13 protein-coding genes and 1 pseudogene are annotated in these 19101 nt (G+C 72.0%); 6 read left to right on the top strand and 8 right to left on the bottom strand.

The window, feature by feature from the left end; translation table 11 throughout:
- Nucleotides 1-33 precede the first annotated feature (33 nt).
- Complete coding sequence (locus AB0B63_RS15600) at nt 34-1542, top strand: glycosyltransferase 87 family protein (RefSeq protein ID WP_357018833.1); 1509 nt, start codon at nt 34-36, stop codon at nt 1540-1542.
- 151 nt (nt 1543-1693) lie between these two features.
- Here the strand turns inward: AB0B63_RS15600 and AB0B63_RS15605 are convergent, their stop codons facing one another.
- On the bottom strand, nt 1694-3700 hold the full coding sequence (locus AB0B63_RS15605; RefSeq protein WP_357019173.1) for a hypothetical protein: 2007 nt from the start codon (nt 3698-3700) through the stop codon (nt 1694-1696).
- Between the two features lie 456 nt (nt 3701-4156).
- A complete protein-coding gene (locus AB0B63_RS15610) occupies nt 4157-4939 on the bottom strand; it encodes a deoxyribonuclease IV (protein ID WP_208565149.1) in 783 nt (260 codons plus the stop codon).
- 553 nt (nt 4940-5492) lie between these two features.
- On the opposite strand from AB0B63_RS15610, the gene rpsF reads away from it, so the two are divergent.
- The 4 genes from rpsF (at nt 5493) to rplI (ending at nt 7141) form a co-directional block, all read left to right on the top strand.
- A complete protein-coding gene (gene rpsF, locus AB0B63_RS15615; RefSeq protein WP_067301247.1) occupies nt 5493-5783 on the top strand; it encodes a 30S ribosomal protein S6 in 291 nt (96 codons plus the stop codon).
- 79 nt (nt 5784-5862) lie between these two features.
- Nucleotides 5863-6399, top strand: a complete 537-nt coding sequence (locus tag AB0B63_RS15620; RefSeq protein WP_208565148.1) for a single-stranded DNA-binding protein — start codon at nt 5863-5865, stop codon at nt 6397-6399.
- A 41-nt stretch (nt 6400-6440) separates the two neighbouring features.
- Complete coding sequence (gene rpsR / locus AB0B63_RS15625) at nt 6441-6680, top strand: 30S ribosomal protein S18 (protein WP_007073789.1); 240 nt, start codon at nt 6441-6443, stop codon at nt 6678-6680.
- A gap of 14 nt (nt 6681-6694) precedes the next feature.
- Nucleotides 6695-7141: a 50S ribosomal protein L9 gene (gene rplI / locus AB0B63_RS15630; RefSeq protein ID WP_208565147.1), complete on the top strand. Its 447-nt coding sequence runs from the start codon at nt 6695-6697 to the stop codon at nt 7139-7141.
- Between the two features lie 183 nt (nt 7142-7324).
- Here the strand turns inward: rplI and AB0B63_RS15635 are convergent, their stop codons facing one another.
- Nucleotides 7325-9088 (bottom strand): hypothetical protein, encoded by a 1764-nt coding sequence (locus AB0B63_RS15635; protein WP_357018840.1) that lies wholly within the window; start codon nt 9086-9088, stop codon nt 7325-7327.
- A gap of 408 nt (nt 9089-9496) precedes the next feature.
- Here AB0B63_RS15635 and AB0B63_RS15640 point away from each other — a divergent pair, with 408 nt between their 5' ends.
- A complete protein-coding gene (locus AB0B63_RS15640) occupies nt 9497-13093 on the top strand; it encodes a replicative DNA helicase (RefSeq protein ID WP_357019176.1) in 3597 nt (1198 codons plus the stop codon).
- 21 nt (nt 13094-13114) lie between these two features.
- Here the strand turns inward: AB0B63_RS15640 and AB0B63_RS15645 are convergent, their stop codons facing one another.
- The 5 genes and pseudogenes from AB0B63_RS15645 to AB0B63_RS15665 all read right to left on the bottom strand — a co-directional run bounded on the left by AB0B63_RS15645 (nt 13115) and on the right by AB0B63_RS15665 (nt 18907).
- Nucleotides 13115-13798, bottom strand: a complete 684-nt coding sequence (locus AB0B63_RS15645; protein ID WP_357018843.1) for a maleylpyruvate isomerase N-terminal domain-containing protein — start codon at nt 13796-13798, stop codon at nt 13115-13117.
- Nucleotides 13799-13962: 164 nt separating this feature from the next.
- Nucleotides 13963-14391, bottom strand: coding sequence for a zf-TFIIB domain-containing protein (locus tag AB0B63_RS15650; protein ID WP_219465352.1), 429 nt, complete (start codon nt 14389-14391; stop codon nt 13963-13965).
- A gap of 29 nt (nt 14392-14420) precedes the next feature.
- Entirely contained in the window at nt 14421-15053 is a 633-nt protein-coding gene (locus tag AB0B63_RS15655; RefSeq protein WP_357019179.1) for a phosphoribosyltransferase family protein, read from the bottom strand.
- A gap of 69 nt (nt 15054-15122) precedes the next feature.
- Nucleotides 15123-16382, bottom strand: a pseudogene (locus tag AB0B63_RS15660) (glycosyltransferase 87 family protein); the annotation flags it as partial.
- Nucleotides 16379-18907: a bifunctional diguanylate cyclase/phosphodiesterase gene (locus AB0B63_RS15665; RefSeq protein WP_357018847.1), complete on the bottom strand. Its 2529-nt coding sequence runs from the start codon at nt 18905-18907 to the stop codon at nt 16379-16381. The pseudogene AB0B63_RS15660 and the gene AB0B63_RS15665, both read right to left, overlap by 4 nt.
- Nucleotides 18908-19101: the final 194 nt, after the last annotated feature.

The raw sequence follows: 19101 nt of genomic DNA on the forward strand, positions 1-19101 counted from the left end.
CCGGGAGCCATTCATAGGGCAGGATGCATTCTCATGAGCACCCAGCCGACGGCCGGCATCGACGACGCCGGGAGCAGCGACCACCCGTCCCGATCGGACGGCTTCGTCCGAGGCGTTTCGGAGGCGATCGGCGGGCCGCTCGGCGACCATGCCGTCGCCGTCGACCGGCCCGCCGGCCGGGAGAGCCGGTTCTGGACGGCGGCCCGGATCGTGCTGGCCCTGGCCTGCCTGACCCTGGCCCTGCACTGGGTGCAGAAGGCGCCCTGCCAGAACGGTGCCTGGCAGAACAACATCCAGTACACCCGGATGTGCTACACCGACGTGTTGGCCCTCTATTACGCCGAGGGCCTGCACGAGGGCAAGGTCCCCTACCGGGACCACCCGGTGGAATACCCGGTGCTCACCGGCTACATGATGGGTGCCCTCGGCCTGCCGGTGCACGCCGTCGGCGTCGACGACCCGACGATCAACCAGGGCCGGTGGTTCTACAACGCCAACGCGTTGGCCCTCAGCGCGCTCGCCGTCGCCACCGTCGGGGTGATCCTCGCCCTGCGCCGCCGACGACCGTGGGACGGAGCCCTGTTCGCGCTGGCCCCGGCGCTGTTCCTCACCGCCACCGTCAACTGGGACTTCCTCGCCATCGGGTTGGCCGCCCTCGGGCTGGCCGCCTGGGCGAAACGACAACCCGTACTGGCCGGCATCCTGCTCGGCCTGGGCGGTGCGGCGAAGATGTGGCCGCTGTTCCTGCTCGGCCCGATCCTGATCCTCGGCCTGCGGGCGAATCGGCTGCGGGCCGCGTTCACCGCCGTCGCCACCGGCCTGGTCGCGCTGGTCGCGGTGAACCTGCCGACGGCGATCCGCTACCCGGACAACTGGGGGCGGTTCTTCGACCTGAACACCACCCGGCCCATCGACTGGGGCACGCTGTGGTACATCGGGCGGTACCTCGACGGCAAGGTCAACACCGGCACCCCCGGCGACCAGGGCCCGTTCCAGTGGCTGAACGGCAACATCCCGACCCTCAACAACCTGTCGTACGCCCTGTTCGGGCTGGCCTGCATCGGCGTGGCCGTACTGACTCTGCGGGCACCCCGCCGCCCCCGGCTCGCCCAGCTCGCGTTCCTGGTGGTGGCCGCCTTCCTGATCTTCAGCAAGGTCTGGTCGCAGCAGTTCGTGCTCTGGCTGCTGCCGCTGGCGGTGCTCGCCCGGCCCCGCTGGGGGGCCTTCCTCGCCTGGCAGTTCGCCGAGGTGTGCTACTTCGTCGCCTTCTACGGCGAACTGCTCGGCTCGGCCACCAGCCGCCCGGTCTTCCCCGAGGGGGTCTTCGTGCTGGCCTCGTCGCTGCGGCTCGGCACGGTGGTGGTGCTCTGCGTCCTGATCGTCAAGGACATCCTGCACCCGGAGCGGGACGCGGTGCGCCAGACCTATCTCGACGACCCGGACGGCGGCGTGCTCGACGGCGCCCCCGACGCCCCCTGGCTGACCAAACTCCGTCGCAAAACCCCCGACCCCGAACCCGAACCAGCCCCCACCCCCGCCTGACACCACGCAACCCCAACCCCCACCCAGACGCGCAAGTCCAAGACGGCCGTGCGCCCGTCAGGTTTGCGGGGGAGCCCGGCCGGCGCATGGATCAAGCCTGACCGCCCGGAGCCGGCTGGGCTCCCCCGCAAACCCCCACCGCAACCCGACCTCAGAGACGGAACACGACGGCATTGCCGACCTGTTGGCGGGTGATGCCCAACTGCTCGACCGGCGCGTCCACGGTCACCTCCCACGGCGTACCGACGATCTGGTCCCGCAGCACCACCACATTGCGTACGCCGAGGGTGCGCAGGTAGTCGACGCTGGTCTGGTCGGGGAAGGCCGCCGTCACCCGACGGACGTCGTCGAGCTGCTTCGGGGTGAAGCCGCTGCCGCCGTTGACCACCTGCTGGAAGCGGCTGGTCGACCAGAGCATCACCGGCTGGTCCTGGTTCTGGCTGCTGGGCAGCACCAGCAGCGGACCGTCCACCGTGCGCATCGCCGCCGGCTGCTCCGGCACCACCGGGTGCGGTGTGGTGTTCAACCCCTCCACGACCACCAGCAGCAGCGGCAGCAGGGTGGCCACGCGCAGCCACGGCGACGGCCGGGAGGACACCCGCTCGGTGCTCAGCTCGCGGACCCGCTGGGCGAGGGCACTCACCGCACCGGCGGCCAGCAGGCCGAGCAGCAGCGTCGTCCAGAGCATCATCCGACCTGGCGTACGCAGACCGTTGAAGCCCGGCAGGTGGTCGAAGAGCGGCGCATAGGTGAAGGTGCCGTCGAAGAACCGGGTGCCCATCGCCAGCACCATGGTGACCAGCACCCCGGCCAGCATGAACAGCCGGTGCCGCAGCCGCCACACCGAGAAGAACAGCCCGCCGGCCGCCAGCGCGTACAGCACGAAGCCCGGCAGCAGGGTCATCTCCGGATGCCAGGGCAGCGCCGCCCGCGCCCCCTCGTGCAGCCCACCCCAGATCCACGACTCGCCGGGTGCGGTGAAGAAGCCGCTCGCCGGTGGTGAGTAGACACCGATGTCGCCGATCGTCCGTTCCGCGTTGGGGTGCAGCTCGGCGACCTTGAAGTACGGCACCGCCAGTAGCGCGCCGACGGCGGCGAAGAGGAGCCCACCGACCAGGTCGGCCACGAACAGCCGCCGCCCGAAGGGCCGCCGCCCCTGCCGCCGCCGCCAGAACCACACCACCGCCGAGACCAGCAGGATGACCGCGAGGACGTACGCGAAGACCAGGCCGATGCCGAAGCCCAGGCTGAGCTGCCAGGCCGCGACCGCCCACCCGGCGTACGCCCAGCCGACCCGGCGGCGTTCGGGGCGGTAGCCGTGCCGCAGCGACCAGCCGTGGCCCCGGGCCAGCATGGCCAGCGCCAACGGGATACCACCGTTGGAGACGATGTGCAGGTGACCGGCCTGGGCGAGCAGCCACGGCGCGTACGTGTAGCTGACCCCGGCGACGGCCGACCCGATCCGTCCCGCGCCCAACTGCCGGGCCAGCACGTACGCCCCGAAGGTGGCCATCGCGTGCGCCAGCACGAACATGATGTTGTAGCGGAGCACGGCGGCGTCCGGGCCGGTGCCGAGCAGGCCGACCGGGGCGTACCCGAGCAGCATGTCGGAGAAGGCGAAGCTCCACGGCTCCGGGAAGAACGTGTTGGACTGGAACAGCTGCCCCGGGTCGGTCCGCAGGGCATGCCCGGACCAGGCCATCTGCCAGGCCTGGAGGCTCGGGTCCCAGTAGTCCTGGGGGAGCGTGTAGAGCGGGTAGCGCAGGGTCGGCCAGGTCATCCCCACGGCCAGCGTGAGCGAGCCGAGGACGGCGAGCGTCCACTCGTGCACCAGGAACCGGCCGGTGGCGTGGGCCGCCCGGACGGGGCGGCCGGGCACCGGTTCGGGCGCGGGCGCGAACGAGGTCCACGGATCGGCCTCGGCCGCCGGCTCCTGCTGCTCCGCTTCGCCCCCGGCCGGCCCGTCACCCCGGCTCTTCCCGGCCTCGTCTTTCCCGGCCTCGTCTTTCCCGGCCCTGCTTCTCCTGAGCCGGTCTTTCCAGGTCCTGGGCTTCGCAGCCGGGTCGATCGTCGTGCCGGCCTGGTCGGCTGCCACCGCGATCGTCGTGCCCTGGTCGGCTGCCACTGCGGTCGGCGTGCCGGCCCGGTCGGTCGCCACCGTGGTCGGCGCTGCGGCCTTCTCCGTGGTCGTCCCGGCCGGCTGGGCCTTCGCCCCGGTCGGCCCGGGGTCGGCCCCGGCCTTCCCACCGCCGGCCTTCCCACCCTCGGCCCGGCTCTCGTCGGTCACCGGGCCGCCCTCGGCGGGCTCCACGCCGGCTCCGTCGGCCTGCAAGTCGGGTCCGCCCGGCTCACCGACCGACCCGGCCGATTTGCCGGCGGACCCGGCCGGCTCACCGTCCGACCCGGCCGGCTCTGCGCCCGACCCGGCCGGCTGCGGGTCGGGTTCGGTGGCCGAGGACAGGGCCGGGGGCGGGGGCGGGTCGTTCCTGCCCGGCTCCGAACTGTCCCGCGCGTCGGGTGCCGGCCGGTCCTGCGGCGACCCGGGGGTGGGGTCCGTGCCGCCGGTCTGCCGTGGGGGTGGGCTGCCGCCCGTCGCGTTGGTGGTCATCGGCGCTCAGGCCCCCGTGCCGAGCTGCCCACGGAGGAAGGCGATGTCGGCACCCTGACCGGTCGCCCCGCCGGGGGTCTCCACGATGACCGGGGCGTCCGCCGCCCGGATCACCGCCACCAGCAGCTCCGGGTCGATGGTGCCGCCGTCGAGGTTGTCGTGCCGGTCCTGCCCGGAGTTGAATCCGCCCTTGGAGTTGTTCGCGTGCACCAGGTCGATCCGGCCGGTGATCGCCTTCACCCGGTCGACCAGGTCGAGCAGCTCCTCGCCACCGGCGTACGCGTGGCAGGTGTCGAGGCAGAAGCCCACCTCGTAGTCACCGAGGGCGTCCCAGAGCCGGGCCAGCGCGTCGAGCCGCCTGGCGCAGGCGTTGTCGCCGCCGGCGGTGTTCTCGATCAGGACCGGCACGGGGAAGCCACCGGAGTCGGCCGCGTACGCGAAGGTCTTGCGCCAGTTGTCGAAGCCGACGGCGAGGTCGTCACCGGCGTTGACGTGGCCGCCGTGCACGATCAGCCCCCGGGCGTCGAGCTGCGCCGCCGCAGTGGCGTGGGCCAGCAGGAGCTTGCGGCTGGGGATGCGGATGCGGTTGTTGAGGGTGGCCACGTTGATGACGTACGGGGCGTGCACCCAGAGGTCCACGTCGGCGGCGCGCAGCCGGTCGGCGTCCTCCCGGGGTTTCGGGGCCTTCCAGCCCTGCGGGTCGGAGAGGAAGAACTGCACCGCCTCGGCGGTACGGGTGGCCGCCTCCGCCAGCGGGTCGGCCTGGTCGACGTGGGCTCCGATACGCATGCAGGCGAGCCTACGTCCCGTCCCCGACGCCGGGTGGTGACGGCTGCGGGCAAGTCGCGCCGTCCCGCCGCCCCGTCCCGCCGCCCCGGTGCGCCGCGCCGCAGGGTGCGTGGCGTCACCCGGTGACCGCGGCGATCGTTGACCGAGATAGGGCAGTGGGACGAATAGTTGCAATTCGGCTATCACGTGACGATTGCCGTTGTACCGTCAGATAACAACAGGATGAAGCTCCGCGGGGTGTCCTCGATCCAACCTCATCGGTGTGGTCGTTCCTCCCCAGGTCCCACCCAAGGAATGCGGACGGGACGCCCCGCGGCCCCGTGGACAGGGGTCCACCGCCGGCCTTCGGGTGTCGCGGTGGGCCCCTGTCGCCCTTCCTGCCCGGCCGGGTCACCCCGTCGGGTCGACCTGCCCGGGCATGATCGTCGGGGCCGGGTATTCTGGTCCGGTTGTCCGCGTCCGGTCGGGTTCCCCCGCTCCGGGACGGGCACGACGCACGACCTCCTGCCACGGAAGGACCGTGGCCGCCTAGCCCACAGGAGGTGAGCACGTCTTGCGTCATTACGAAGTAATGGTGATCCTCGACTCCAGCCTCGAGGAACGCACCGTCGCACCCTCGCTCGACACGTACCTGAACGTGATCCGGACCGCGGGTGGCTCGGTCGAGAAGACCGACGTGTGGGGCCGCCGGCGCCTCGCGTACGAGATCAACAAGAAGGCCGAGGGCATCTACGCCGTCATCGACCTTCAGGCGACGCCGGAGGCGGTGGCCGAACTCGACCGCCAGCTGCGGCTCAACGAGTCCGTGCTGCGCACCAAGGTCATCCGGCCGGAGATGCGCTAAGCATTCAACCCCGGTTCGCCCGGATCAGCCTCGTCGGTGATGTCGTACGGCTCTGCGAGTCTGTACGACGCAACGATGAGTGCGCGAGGAGTTGGTCATGGCAGGAGACACCACCATCACGGTCATCGGCAATCTGACCGATGACCCCGAGTTGCGGTTCACCCCGTCGGGTGCGGCGGTCGCCAAGTTCCGGGTCGCTTCGACGCCCCGGTTCATGGACAAGACCACCAACGAATGGAAGGACGGCGAGCCGCTCTTCCTGGCCTGCACCGTGTGGCGGCAGGCGGCGGAACACGTCGCCGAGTCGCTCCAGCGGGGCGCCCGCGTGATCGTCTCGGGTCGGCTGCGTCAGCGGTCGTACGAGACCCGCGAGGGTGAGAAGCGCACCGTCATCGAGCTCGAGGTCGACGAGATCGGCCCGTCGCTGCGCTACGCCACGGCGAAGGTGCAGAAGATGTCGCGTTCCGGTGGTGGCGGCGGTGGCTTCGGTTCCGGTGGCGGTGGCAATCAGGGCGGCGGCGGAGGCAACTTCGACGACCCCTGGGCCTCTGCTGCTCCGGCTCCCTCCTCGCGCGGTGGTTCGGGCGCCAATTTTGATGAGGAGCCACCGTTCTAATGGCGCCGAGCGCCCGCGATCGTAAACCAGGAGCACGTGCAATGGCCAAGGCTGCGGCACTTCGCAAGCCGAAGAAGAAGGTGAACCCGCTCGACAAGGACGGGATCACCTATATCGATTACAAGGACACCGCGCTGCTGCGTAAGTTCATCTCCGACCGCGGCAAGATCCGCGCTCGGCGGGTGACCGGGGTCACCTCCCAGCAGCAGCGGCAGATCGCCCGTGCGGTCAAGAACGCCCGTGAGATGGCGCTCCTGCCGTACACCGCCACGGCCCGCTGAGAGGAGGCACCGACATGAAGATCATCCTGACCCAGGAAGTTTCCGGTCTCGGTGCCCCCGGCGACATCGTCGAGGTCAAGAACGGCTACGGCCGTAACTACCTGCTGCCGCAGGGCTTCGCGATCAGCTGGACCAAGGGTGCGGAGAAGCAGGTCACGGTCATCAAGCGGGCCCGCTCGGCCCGGGAGATCCGCGACCTGGGCCACGCCACCGAGGTCAAGGACCAGCTTGAGGGCCTGAAGGTCAACCTGAAGGTCCGCGCCGGCGACGGTGGCCGGCTCTTCGGCTCGGTCACCCCGGCCGAGGTCGTCGACGCCGTCAAGGCGGCCGGCGGCCCGGTCCTCGACCGTCGTCGGCTGGAGATGCCCGGTCACATCAAGTCGACCGGCGCCTACCCGGTGCGGGTCAAGCTGCACCCCGAGGTGTCCGCCAAGTTCGACCTCAACGTCGTCCAGGGCTGACCTCACCGCACAGCATCACCCGACATGGCCCGCACCGGCACCCGGTGCGGGCCAAGTCATGTCCACCCACGGCCCGGGGCTCTGCGGCGGCGTCCTCTCACCCCGGCAACCGTCGACCGCACAACACCCGGAGCCAGGCTCGGCGGCACCGCGGCCCCACCGACGCCGGGAGCACCGCGCGGGTCAGCCGATCGGCTGACCGGTGATCGCGCTGATCAACACGGTGGACAGGCCACCACCCACCACCGCCGCCGCCAACGCCACCGTCGCCGGCCGCCAGGTCGTCCCCACCCGGCGCAGCAGGACCGCCACCACCAGACTGCTCAGCAGCGACAGCCCGAACCGGGGTGCCCCCGCGACCAGGGAACCGAAGGCGTGCGCCCGGGGCGGTTCACACCCGCCGCCGCTGATGTCCGTGACACAGCCGGCCGGCGGCTGACCGTCCAGGGTCAACAGCCACAGAAACACCAGCACCGCCGGCACCAGGTAGCAGGCGGCGGTGTAGACCAGCGGGCGCAGCGGGCCACCCGGGTCCGGGTCGAGCAGGTCGTCCTCCAGGCGGCGGTTCCACGAACCGGCACCCACCGATCCGATCCGGTCCCGCAGTGCGGCCGTCGCCACCGACCGGCCCGACGCCGGCTCGGCCCGACGCCGGGGCACCGGCCGGGGCCTCGGTGCCGTGTAACCCACCACCGGAGAGCGGGGTGCCGAGGTCGGTGGGTCCATCCACCGGGGATCGTCGCCGGCCAGCCGGGTGCCCGACCAGAACCCCTCCGGCTGCTCACCCCACGGCCAGCCCTCGCCACCCGTCACCGGCTGCGAGGACCGGGGAGGCACCGACCGTTCCCACCGGTCGACGTCGTCCCGGGCCCGGCGGCCGACACCGTCGGCGTCCCACCGGTCGGCGTCGTCCCGGCCCCACCGGTCGTCACCGCCGGTGTCCCGGCGGCGGATCCCGCTCGTGTCCCGGCGGTCGATCCCGCCCGTGTCCCGGCGGTCGACCTCGTCACGATCCGCGGTCACCGACCCCCACCGGCCGACACCGCCCGTGTCCCGGCGGCCGACCTCGTCACGATCCGCGGTCACCGATCCCCACCGGCCGACGTCCGTCCGGTCCCACTGCGCGGTGTCGGTGAACCGGTCCCACTGGCCGGTGTCGTCGCTCTGCTCCCACCGCGACGCCCCGCCGGGACGCTCCCAGCGGTCGTCAGCCACCGGACTCTGCCAGCTGTGCACGCCGGACGCGTCCCACGGGTCCACCGCAGGCCGGTACTCCGGCTCCGGCTCGGCGGAACGGCTCCACGGGTCGCTCGCCGGACGGCTTCCCGGGTCGGTCAACGGCCGGGCCCACGAATCGTCGGTGTTGCGCCGCCGTCGCCGGGGCGGTTGCTCGGGTACGGCCTCCACCGGCAGGTCGGAGTCGTCACCGCCGGACCAGATCACCTCGGGCCGGCGGGACGGCGACCGCCGCGGGCGGGCCGTCGGGGCGGCCCCGGAGACCGGCGCACCCTCATCGGTGTCCGCCCGCCGGCTGCCGACGTACCCCTGATCCTGTGGGCGGTCGAAAGTCCACTCCCGGGTGTGGTCGGACTCGGGGGCCGCGGCGATGGCGCGGGTTTCCCGCCGTTCGCTCTCCCGCCGCCGTCTGGCGGCACGACGACCCACCCCGGAGACCGGAGGGGCGTCGTCGTCCTCGTCGTCCGGGGCGGCGTGCCGGCCACGGCCGTCGGCGTGGGCGATCCCCGACTCGACGGCCCACCGGGGCAGGTAGGCGTCGACGGGCTCCTCCTGGCCACGCTCGACCGCCCGGCGGCGGCTCGGCGTGCGGTAGCGGTCCGTCGAGGAGTGTGAAGCTGACAGGACCGGGTCGCCGAGGTCGTCCCACGGGGCGATCGGCTGACGCTCGCGCGGGTTGCCCTCCCCGCGCTCCCAGTCCCGGTAACTCACGGCCGGAGCGTGACCCTTCTCAACCGAAAGTGCAATCCGCTGTCCAGGTGTAGCCGTTTCGCAGAGATAGTACGGGAAGACCGACCCAAGAGCCTTACCAGAAATTATTCGTCCACAGGGTGGGGACAAAGAAACAGCAGGTCAGAGCCGTTGGGCCCGGATTTCCTCCACAGTTTTCCACAGGCTGTGCACACGCTGCGCACATGGTTGTCCACTCGCGTCCACAGGTTGTCCCGAGGCTCATCCACCGCGCCGGTTGAGGGTCTGACCTCGGGGTCCGTATCGTGGGGCACCGACCGGTCGCGCGATGGCCCCCCGATCGACCCGACCGGCAGGTGGCACACCACCGGCGTACCGCTGGGGCCAGCTCGACGCTGTGGAGGGGGAACCGTGTCGGTCACCGACGACATGCGGGCGGAGCCCCGGGCAGCGGGGCAGTCGTCCGCCCCACCGCCCCGCGACGGCCAGTTCGACAAGACCCCACCCCAGGACGTGGCCGCCGAGCAGTGCGTCCTCGGCGGCATGCTGCTCTCCAAGGACGCGATCGCCGACGTCGTCGAGATCCTCAAGTCGACCGACTTCTACCGGCCCGTCCACGCCACCATCTTCGACGCGATCCTCGACATCTACGGGCGCGGTGAGCCGGCCGACGGCATCACCGTCGCCGCGGCCCTCGCCGACTCGGGGGACCTCGCCCGGGTCGGTGGTGCCCCCTACCTGCACACCTGCATGGCGGCCGTCCCGACGGCGGCGAACGCCTCCTACTACGCCCGGATCGTCGGCGAACGCGCGGTGCTGCGCCGGCTGGTCGAGGCGGGCACCCGGATCGTGCAGCTCGGCTACGGCACCGCCGCCGGTGGCAGCCGCGACGTCGACGACGTCGTCGACCTGGCCCAGCAGGCGGTCTACGAGATCACCGAACGGCGGGTCAGCGAGGACTTCGCGATCCTCGCCGACATGCTCCAGCCCACCCTCGACGAGATCGAGGCGGTCGGCGCGCAGGGCGGCGTGATGACCGGGGTGCCGACCGGCTTCACCGACCTGGACCGGCTGCTCAACGGCCTGCACCCGGGGCAGCTCATCATCGTGGCCGGCCGGCCCGGTCTCGGCAAGGCGCTCGCCCTGGACACGCCGCTGCCCACCCCCGACGGCTGGACCACCATGGGTGAGCTCGAGGTCGGCGACCGGTTGCTCGCCGCCGACGGTACGCCGACCACGGTCACCGCCGCGTTCGCCGTGATGCGCGGGCGTCCTTGCTACGAGGTCGAGTTCTCCGACGGCAGCGTGATCGTCGCCGACGCCGAGCACCTGTGGCAGACCAGCACCCGGAGGTGGGCCCTCGCGCCGGCGGGCGGCATACCGGCAGACGCAGCTCAGGGCCCCGCCGAGGCCGGCGACGGCGTACTCACCACGGCGCAGATCGCGGCGACGCTGCGTACCGGCCCGGAGGGAAGCCCCCGCCACGCCGTCGCCACCTGCGCCCCCCTGCAACTGCCCGAGCGGGCGGTGCCCATCCCCCCGTACGGCCTGGGTGGCTGGCTCGGCGACGGCCGGGCCGACCCGGGTCATCTCGCCGGGTCCTTCCTGGCGACGCTGCGGGAGATCGGCGTCCTCGCGGACAAGCACATCCCCCGGGACTACCTGCGCGGCTCCGAGGCGCAACGTCGGGCGCTGCTCGCCGGGTTGATGGACACCGCCGGCACCCTCACCCCGACCGGCGACCTCCGGTACACCTCGACCTCACGTCGGCTGACCGGTGACGTACGGGAACTCGTGGTGGGTCTCGGGTACCGCTGCACGGTCACCGAGCAGCCGGCACCCGGTCGGACCGGGACGACGTACACGGTCGCCTTCGCCACCCAGGACGCCGTCTTCCGCCGCGAGCCCAGGGCGTCCGCCGAGGCCGTCCGCCTGCGCACCGACCCGGGTGTCCGGTACGTGGTGGACGTGCGGCCGGTGGCCAGCGTGCCGGTGCGGTGCGTGACCGTCGACAACCCGGACCACCTCTACCTGGCCGGCCGGTCGATGATCCCCACCCACAACAGCACGGCCAGCATGGACTTCGCCCGCAACGCGGCGATCCGGGCCAACCAGGCCGCCGCCATCTTCTCGCTGGAAATGAGCAAGGTCGAGATCGTCATGCGGCTGCTCTCGGCCGAGGCGCGGGTCCCGCTGCACGTGCTGCGCAGCGGGCAGCTCTCCGACGACGACTGGACCAAGCTGGCCCGCTGCATGGGTGAGATCAGCGAGGCGCCGCTGTTCGTGGACGACACGCCGAGCATGAACCTGATGGAGATCCGGGCGAAGGCGCGGCGGCTCAAGCAGAAGCACGACCTCAAAATGATCGTCGTCGACTATCTCCAGCTGATGACCTCACCGAAGCGCACCGAGAGCCGTCAGCAGGAGGTCGCGGACCTGTCCCGTGGCCTCAAGCTGCTGGCCAAGGAGGTCGAGTGCCCGGTGATCGCGGTCAGCCAGCTCAACCGTGGCCCCGAGCAACGCACCGACAAGCGACCGCAGCTGTCCGATCTGCGGGAATCCGGCTGTCTGACGGCGGAGACCCGACTCATCCGGGCCGACACCAATGCGGAAGTCACCATGGGCGAGCTGCTGAAGGCCGGGACGAGGGAAATCCCGGTCTGGGCGCTCGACGAGAACCTGCGGTACTCGCCCCGGACCATGACCCATGTCTTCCCGAGCGGTCGGCGCGAGGTGTTCCGGCTGACTCTCGCGTCGGGCAAGCAGATCGACGCGACGGCGAACCACCCTTTCCTCACCTTCGCCGGGTGGGTGCCGCTCGGTGAGCTGGCTGTCGGGGCGCGGCTGGCCACGCCGAGACACCTGCCCCCGCCGCTGGCGGTCCGGCCGTGGGTGGAGGCGGAGGTGGTGCTGCTCGCGCACCTGCTTGGTGACGGTTCGTTCGTCAGACGCCAGCCGATCCGGTACGCCAGCCGGGACGAGGAAAACCTGGTGGCAGTGGCCGAGGCCGCGAAGCACTTCGGAATCAGCGCCGTACGGGACGAGTACGAGGCCGCCCGGGTCACGACGCTCCGGCTGCCCGCACCGTACCGACTGGCCCGTGGACGGCGTAATCCGATCGCAGAATGGCTCGACGGGCTGGGGCTCTTCGGGCTGCGTTCGCACGAGAAATTCATTCCGCAGGCGATCTTCAGTATGCCCAAGGAGCAGGTCACGCTTTTCCTGCGCCACCTGTGGGCAACCGACGGTTCGGTCCATGTCAACAAGTCGGGTAGGGGTGGACGCGTCTACTTCCCCTCCACCAGTCGCAGAATGCTCGAGGACATCTCCCGTCTCCTCCTGCGGTACGGCATCACCGCACGCCTCAAAGTCGTTCCGGTAGCTGACCACCGTCCCCAGTACACCCTCGACATCTCGGGCCGGGACGACCAACTGCGGTTCCTACGGGAGATCGGGGTGCACGGCGAGCGCGCAGCTGCATGCGAAGCGCTGCTCGCCGTGTTGGAGACGGTCGTGAGCAACACCAACGTCGACACAGTGCCGACCGAGGTGTGGAGCCAGGTTCGGGATGTCCTGGTAGAGCGGGGCATCAGCCACCGCGAGTTCGCGCGGGCGATAGGTACACAATTCTGCGGCAGCGCCCTGTGGGAGCGCGCACCGAGCCGATCCCGACTGGCGAAGATCGCCTCGGTACTCGACGCCGCCGACCTCGAACTGCATGCCACCAACGACATCTTCTGGGACGAGATCACCTCGATCGAGTCGCTCGGCGAGCAGGACGTTTTCGACGCGACGGTACTCGGCACCCACAATTTCGTCGCCAACGGGATCGCCACCCACAACTCGATCGAGCAGGACGCCGATGTCGTCATCCTGTTGCACCGCGACGACTATTACGACAAGGAGTCGCCGCGCGCCGGGGAGGCGGATTTCATTGTTGCCAAGCATCGGAATGGGCCCACCGATTCGATCACGGTGGCGGCCCAGCTGCACCTGTCGCGCTTCGTCGACATGGCGATCGTCTGATCCGACGCTGTGGCCGGTGACTCAGCCGAGCAGCGGGAACCAGCCGGCGGCCTCGCCCAGCGCCACCCGGTCCCGGTCGATCAACGGCTCCCGACCGGTGGCCTTGCCCAGGTAGGTCAGATCGTCCCAGTCGGCGGGCCGGACGGCGTCGTCGCTGAGCAGGCCGTCCATGGTGGCGACCGCGACCTCGACGGCCAGCGGACCGGGCGGCGGCCCCTCGGGCAGGTGGTGCACCAGATCGAGGTGGTGTACGACGGCCTCGGTGGTCAGCGTGGCCAGGAAGTCGGGCACCCGCAGCACGTGCCCCTGGGTGGTGACGTGCCCCTGCGGGTCGGCGGCACCCGCCGCGCGGACGGCAGCCGGTGCGGTGTCCGCCCAGATTCGGACCACGCCGGTGGGCCGGTCGAAGGCGGCCGCCGAGCGGCGGACCCACCACGCGTGCCGGGCTGCGGCGTCGGGGTCCTCACCTGCCGGGAGGGACCGCCAGTAGCTGACGTCGTCGGTGTCGGCCGGCCCGTCGGCGGGGCTGGCCAGGGTGACCAGCGCCCGTTGGGCGTCGCCGAGCAGGTGGAAGAGCAGGTCGGCGACGACCCAGCCGCGACACCGGGTGGGTCGTTGCAGCGCCGCGTCGTCGAGGCCGGTGACCACCCGGGTGATCCCGTCGTAGACCTGCGCCAACGCGGTGTGCTGCCGGACGAACGTCATGCCGTGCAGCGTCGCACGAGCGGCGTGCCCCGGCACGGCGGTTGACGGGCCACCTACCGTGGCCACCCGGCAGTGCCGCCCGGCGGGACCGGGCCGGGCACGGAAGCGCCCGGCGGGACCGGGCCGGGCACGGGAGGGCGCGGCCCGGTCGTCGACGGGATCGCTCAGCCGAACATCTCGTCGAGGAAACCCTTGTGCTTCTTGCGCTTGTAGTGGCCGTGGTAGCCGTGGTGCTGCTGCGGGTGACCGTAACCACCGTGGGTGCCGTACGCGGGCTGCGGCGGGTAACCCGGCGGGGGCGGGGGCGGCGGCACGGCGCCGTAACCCGGCTGGTGGCTCGGGGCGGGTGGCGGCGGAGGCGGCGGTGGGTATCCGCCGGGCGTCTGGACGTGCTGCTGACCGGGGACGGGCCCCGGCTGACCGGGCGCGGGCGCACCGCGCTGCTGGTTCCAGTTCGCCTCGGCCTCGAACAGCTTTTCGAGTTCGCCACGGTCCAGGAAGATCCCCCGGCACTCGCCGCACTGGTCGATGACGACTCCGCTGCGCTCGTACTGGCGCATTTCTCCGCGACACTTGGGACAGGTGAGCTGCATCGCTCGACGGTACCCGGTCGGCGCAGTATTCAGGCGGTGGCGATCAGCGCCCCGGTCACCTCGTCGTCGTCGACCTCGTGGAAGTCGTCGTAGTAGGCGCTGACCGCGCCGAAGTCGGCGGGACGCCGGGCGCAGACCACCTCGTCCGCCTCGGCGGTGAGCATCTCGTACGCCTGCTGCGCGCCGACCGGCACGGCGACGACGACCCGGTGGGCACCGAGTCGCCGGGCGACCTGTACGGCGGCGCGGGCGGTCGCACCGGTGGCCAGCCCGTCGTCGACGATCAGGGCGGTGCGTCCGGTCAGGTCCAGTGGTGGGCGACCGGACCGGTAGCGGGCCTCCCGACGGTCGAGTTCGGCCTGCTCACGGCGTTGCACGTCGGCGCTGTCGGTCGGATCGAGTTGGGCGGCGACCTGGTCGTTGAGGACCAGCACACCACCGGGGCCGAGCGCGCCGAAGGCCACCTCGGGGGCCCAGGGCAGGCCGAGCTTGCGGACCACCAGCACGTCGAGCGGTACGCCGAGCCGGTCGGCGACCACCCTGGCGACCGGCACCCCGCCGCGGACCAGGCCCAGCACGACGACGTCGGGTCGACCGGCCAGCGCGGTGAGTCGTGCGGCGAGTTGCCGACCGGCGTCGTCCCGATCGTGGTAGCTGCTCATGTGCTCAGGTTTACGCCCTGCGGGCGGGGCGTGCCGGGGACTCGGCGGAACCGGGGTCCGGTGGGTGGTCAGGGCGGGTGCCCAGCTCAGCAGGGCGATGGGGTAGAGCAGGTAGCCGAAGCGGGTGGTGGGCATCAGCAGGATCGCGGCGAGCAGGCCGTACCCGCAGATCAGCGTGGTGGTGGCGGCGCTGCGCGGTGGGCGGCGGACGAGCCGGACGGCGATGGCGGCACCGGCGGCGACGAGCAGCGCGGCGGCGACGAGCCGACCACCGGGCAGGGCGGTGGCGATCAGGTGGCCGGGGAAGGGGGACTGGGCGGGGCTGGTGACCTGGCCGTGGCCCAGCGGGAAGCGGAACACGTTCTCCACCAGCGCGTCCCGGTCGACCAGCAGGGCGGGGAGCAGGGCGAGGGCGGGTAGGCCGAGCGCACCGACGGCGACCCGCAGCCCGGCCCGCCGGGTGGTCCCCCAGAAGATCAGGGCCAGCGCGACCGGCCAGGCGAAGAGTTTCAACGCGCCGGCCAGCCCGACCGCCACCCCGGCCCCGCCGGGCCGTCCGGCGGCGGCGAGGGCCAGGGCCAGCAGGCAGAGCGCGAGTACGGGCAGGTCGTCGCCGCCGGTGGCCAGGGTGAGCGCGCAGATCGGCAGGACGGTTGCCGCCTGCACGCCGCGCAGCACCGCCGCCGCCCCGACCCAGCCCTCGTCGGCCCGGCCTCCGCCGGGGCTGGCGGTCCGTTGCAGGGCGACCACGGCGAGCGCCAGTGCTGCGGCGGTGACCAGCGCGAACCAGACGCGGGAGTCGGTCCACCAGGCGTCGGCGGCGGCCCGGGGCAGCCCGAACAACGCCATCCCCGGCTGGTACGGGGTGTAGCCGAGCAGCCGTTCGTCGGCGGGCAACGCGGCGATGGCGTCCGGCCCGAGGTAGGGGGTGCCGTGCTCGGCGAGCCGGATGCCGGCCTGCTCGACGACCACCACCTCCTCCTGGGCCCGGTCGGTCCGCCCGGCGGCCCGCTGCCCGGCCTGCACGAGCAGCGGGAGCAGGGCGGTGCCGACCCAGGCGAGGCCGGTGACGATCGCGCGGGCGGTGGTGCCGGCCAGCCCGGGGCGGCGGCGTCGCAGCAGGAACTGGGCGGCGACCAGGAGGGTCGCGGCGAGGTAGCCGACGGCGGCGACGCTCCCCCAGCCCCGGTGCGGCGGCAGGGTGGAGGTGGCGGCGGTGACGGCGGCAAAGGCTGCGGAGACGGTGTAGAGGCCGAGGTCGAGGGCGAGTCCGCCGGCTGCGGTGTCGACGGTCCGCCAGCGGCGGGCGGCTCGGTCGGCGACGGTCACGCCGGCAAGTGTGGCAGACCGGTCGCGCGGTTCCGGGCGGGCTGGCGGCGGCCGGGGGTGCTGAGGCGGATGACCGCGCCGGTGTCGTGCAGCGGGGTGGCGAGGGTGCCGGGCCGGCCGCCGGAGCCGCGTTGGAGGGCGGCGAGGAGCGCGCCGGCCGGCAGTGGGCGGGCGAACAGGTGCCCCTGGCCGGCGGCGCAGCCGAGTGACCACAGGGCGCGGCGTTGCGGTTCGCTCTCCACGCCCTCGGCGACGACCGCGAGGTCGAGGCTGCGGCCGAGGTCGAGGGTGGAGCGGATGACGGCCGCCGCCTCCGCGGAACTCTCCATCGCGGTGACGAAGCTGCGGTCGATCTTCAGCTCGTGGACCGGGATGCGGGAGAGCAGGGAGAGGGAGGAGTAACCGGTGCCGAAGTCGTCCAGGGCGAGCCGGATGCCGGAGTCGCGCAGTCGGCTCAGCACCCGGTCGACCACGTCGAGTTGGCTGAGGGTGAGCGTCTCGGTCAGCTCCAGGACCAACCGGTCGGGGGGGAAGTCGTGGGCCTGGAGGCGGGCCAGCACCGCGCTGGGGAATCGGGCGTCGAGCAGGCTGCGGGGGGAGACGTTGACCGAGACCGGGAGGTCGAAGCCGGCCGTCCGCCAGGTGACGGCGGCGACGAGTGCCTGGTCGAGGATGGCCTCGGCGAACGCGGGGAGCATGCCGGAGCGTTCCACCGCCTCGATGAAGCGCAGCGGGTCGATCACCCCGTGCCGGGGGTGGTGCCAGCGGGCGAGGGCCTCGGCCCCGGTCACCTCGCCGGTGCCGAGGTCGACGAGCGGTTGGAAGTTGACGGTGAACTCGTGGTCGGCCACCGCGCGGGGCAGTTCACCGCCGAGGGTGAGCCGGCGCAGGTCGGCGGTGTCCCGGGTCGGGGCGTACGTGGCGATCCGCTGGCCGGCCCGTTTGGCCTGGTACATGGCGACGTCGGCGCGGCGCAGCAGCTCCGGCATGCCGCCGGTGGCGGGGGCCGCCGCGATGCCGCCGCTGGCCTCCACGCTGATCCGCATGCCGTCCACGTCGAGCGGTTCGTGCAGGGCACCGAGCAGGGTCTCGGCCCGGTGGGCGGCGACGGCGGGGGCGGGCAGGTTGCGCATCAGCACGGCGAACTCGTCCCCGCCGAGGCGGGCGACCAGGTCCTCGTCGCGGGCGGCGGCGCGCAGCCGGTCGGCGACCTGCATCAGCACCTGGTCACCGGCGGCGTGGCCGAGGGTGTCGTTGACCTCCTTGAAGTGGTTGAGGTCGATCAGGACGAGGGCGGTCACCCCCTCGGCGTGCCGGGTGCCGAGCTGCTCGGTGCCCCGGTCGAGCAGTTGCCGGCGGTTGGCCAGGCCGGTGAGCGCGTCGTGGCTGGCGGCGTGGGCGTGTTCGGCGGCGACCCGGGCCAGTTCGGCGTACGCCTGGGCGTTGCGGACGGCGGTGCACAGGGCGGAGGCGAAGGTGCGCAGGGTGTACTGCTCGCGTTCGTTGAGGCGTACCGGGCCACGGAACCGGAGTCGGAGCATCCCGACGTCGGCCGTCCGGTCGTGGCCTTCGAGCCGGGCGGGCAGGACGGTGCCCTCGATGTCGCTGGGGGTGCCGGCGGGACCGTCGTAGGTGATGGTGCCGCTGGCTCCTCGTACGGTGCGGCCGGCGTCGCGCAGCTCGATCTCGACCTCGTCGGCGGAGAAGAGTTCGGTGGCCTGGGTGACGGCGGTGGTGAGGACCTTGTCCAGGTCGACCACGTTGAGCGCGTCGGTGGTGCGGGCGAGGCGCTGCCAGGCCTGCTGCTCGGTGCGGGACTTGACCTGGTTGGAGTAGAGCAGGTGGAGGCTGAGCACCAGGGGCGGCACGGCCAGCAGGAGCCGGGGGTCGGCCTGGAGGATGGCCAGGGTGACGGCGATGAGGACGAACCGGGCCAGCACGCTGGTCAGGCGGAGCCCGAGGTCGTCCCAGAACAGTCTGCGCAGCGCGGTGCCGGTGGCCATCGCGATGACCGGCAGGGTGAGCAGTTCGTCGAGGACGACCGCGACGAGGTAGGCGAGCCCGATCATGCCGATGACGTGTCGGAGGTCGGTGTCCTGTGGTGACCAGCCGAGGGTGTGCAGGGCGATGCCACCGCCGGCCGCCAGCAGCATGCTCTTGGCGATGCCGAAGGCGGTCTTGAGGGGTGAGGGCTTCATGGAGAGCAGGGCGATCGCGACGCCCGTGCCGGTGGTCAGCACGACCAGGGGTGCGGGGGCGACGGCCAGGCCGAGGACGATCGCGGTCTCGCTCCAGGATATTGCGTGGACCGTTGCCCGAATTCGAATTCGCCAGTTGATCCGGACGCCGAGTGCGGCCATGAAGGCCAGGGCGACGGATCGGGTGAGGTCGCCGCCGGTGAGGTCCAGGTGGACCAGTTGGTACAGGGCGACGGCCGCTGCTGCGGTGGCCACCACGCAGACGAGGCCGACGTGCAGCGTCAGCTGCCGCTCGGCCTCCGTCTTGCCTTCGTCCGGTCGTGCCATCGTGTCCTCGACAACCACTCCGTGTCGCTGAGCAGAGGCCAAGGCTACGTGGGGTCACGCCGCCACCACAATCGTTCAGAGCCACTCGTGTGCGGACATCGCTTTCGCCTCCCCTGGTCGCCGTGTCCGACCTTCCGGTCGGGATCTGACAGGGGACAGCCTAAGGGCGGTTAGGACGATTTTGGAGGTATAAA

Origin of the sequence: Micromonospora sp. NPDC049081 (assembly GCF_040648835.1) — a bacterium.
Classification (GTDB): Bacteria; Actinomycetota; Actinomycetes; order Mycobacteriales; family Micromonosporaceae; genus Micromonospora; species Micromonospora antibiotica.

Excerpts from the sequence above, each read along its gene's own strand:
- AB0B63_RS15640 (WP_357019176.1), top strand. The coding sequence starts at position 9,497 with ATGCGGGCGGAGCCCCGGGCAGCGGGGCAGTCGTCCGCCCCACCGCCC.
- rpsR (WP_007073789.1), top strand. The coding sequence starts at position 6,441 with ATGGCCAAGGCTGCGGCACTTCGCAAGCCGAAGAAGAAGGTGAACCCG.
- rplI (WP_208565147.1), top strand. The coding sequence starts at position 6,695 with ATGAAGATCATCCTGACCCAGGAAGTTTCCGGTCTCGGTGCCCCCGGC.
- AB0B63_RS15600 (WP_357018833.1), top strand. The coding sequence starts at position 34 with ATGAGCACCCAGCCGACGGCCGGCATCGACGACGCCGGGAGCAGCGAC.
- AB0B63_RS15610 (WP_208565149.1), bottom strand. The coding sequence starts at position 4,939 with ATGCGTATCGGAGCCCACGTCGACCAGGCCGACCCGCTGGCGGAGGCG.
- AB0B63_RS15665 (WP_357018847.1), bottom strand. The coding sequence starts at position 18,907 with ATGGCACGACCGGACGAAGGCAAGACGGAGGCCGAGCGGCAGCTGACG.
- AB0B63_RS15645 (WP_357018843.1), bottom strand. The coding sequence starts at position 13,798 with ATGACGTTCGTCCGGCAGCACACCGCGTTGGCGCAGGTCTACGACGGG.
- AB0B63_RS15655 (WP_357019179.1), bottom strand. The coding sequence starts at position 15,053 with ATGAGCAGCTACCACGATCGGGACGACGCCGGTCGGCAACTCGCCGCA.
- AB0B63_RS15650 (WP_219465352.1), bottom strand. The coding sequence starts at position 14,391 with ATGCAGCTCACCTGTCCCAAGTGTCGCGGAGAAATGCGCCAGTACGAG.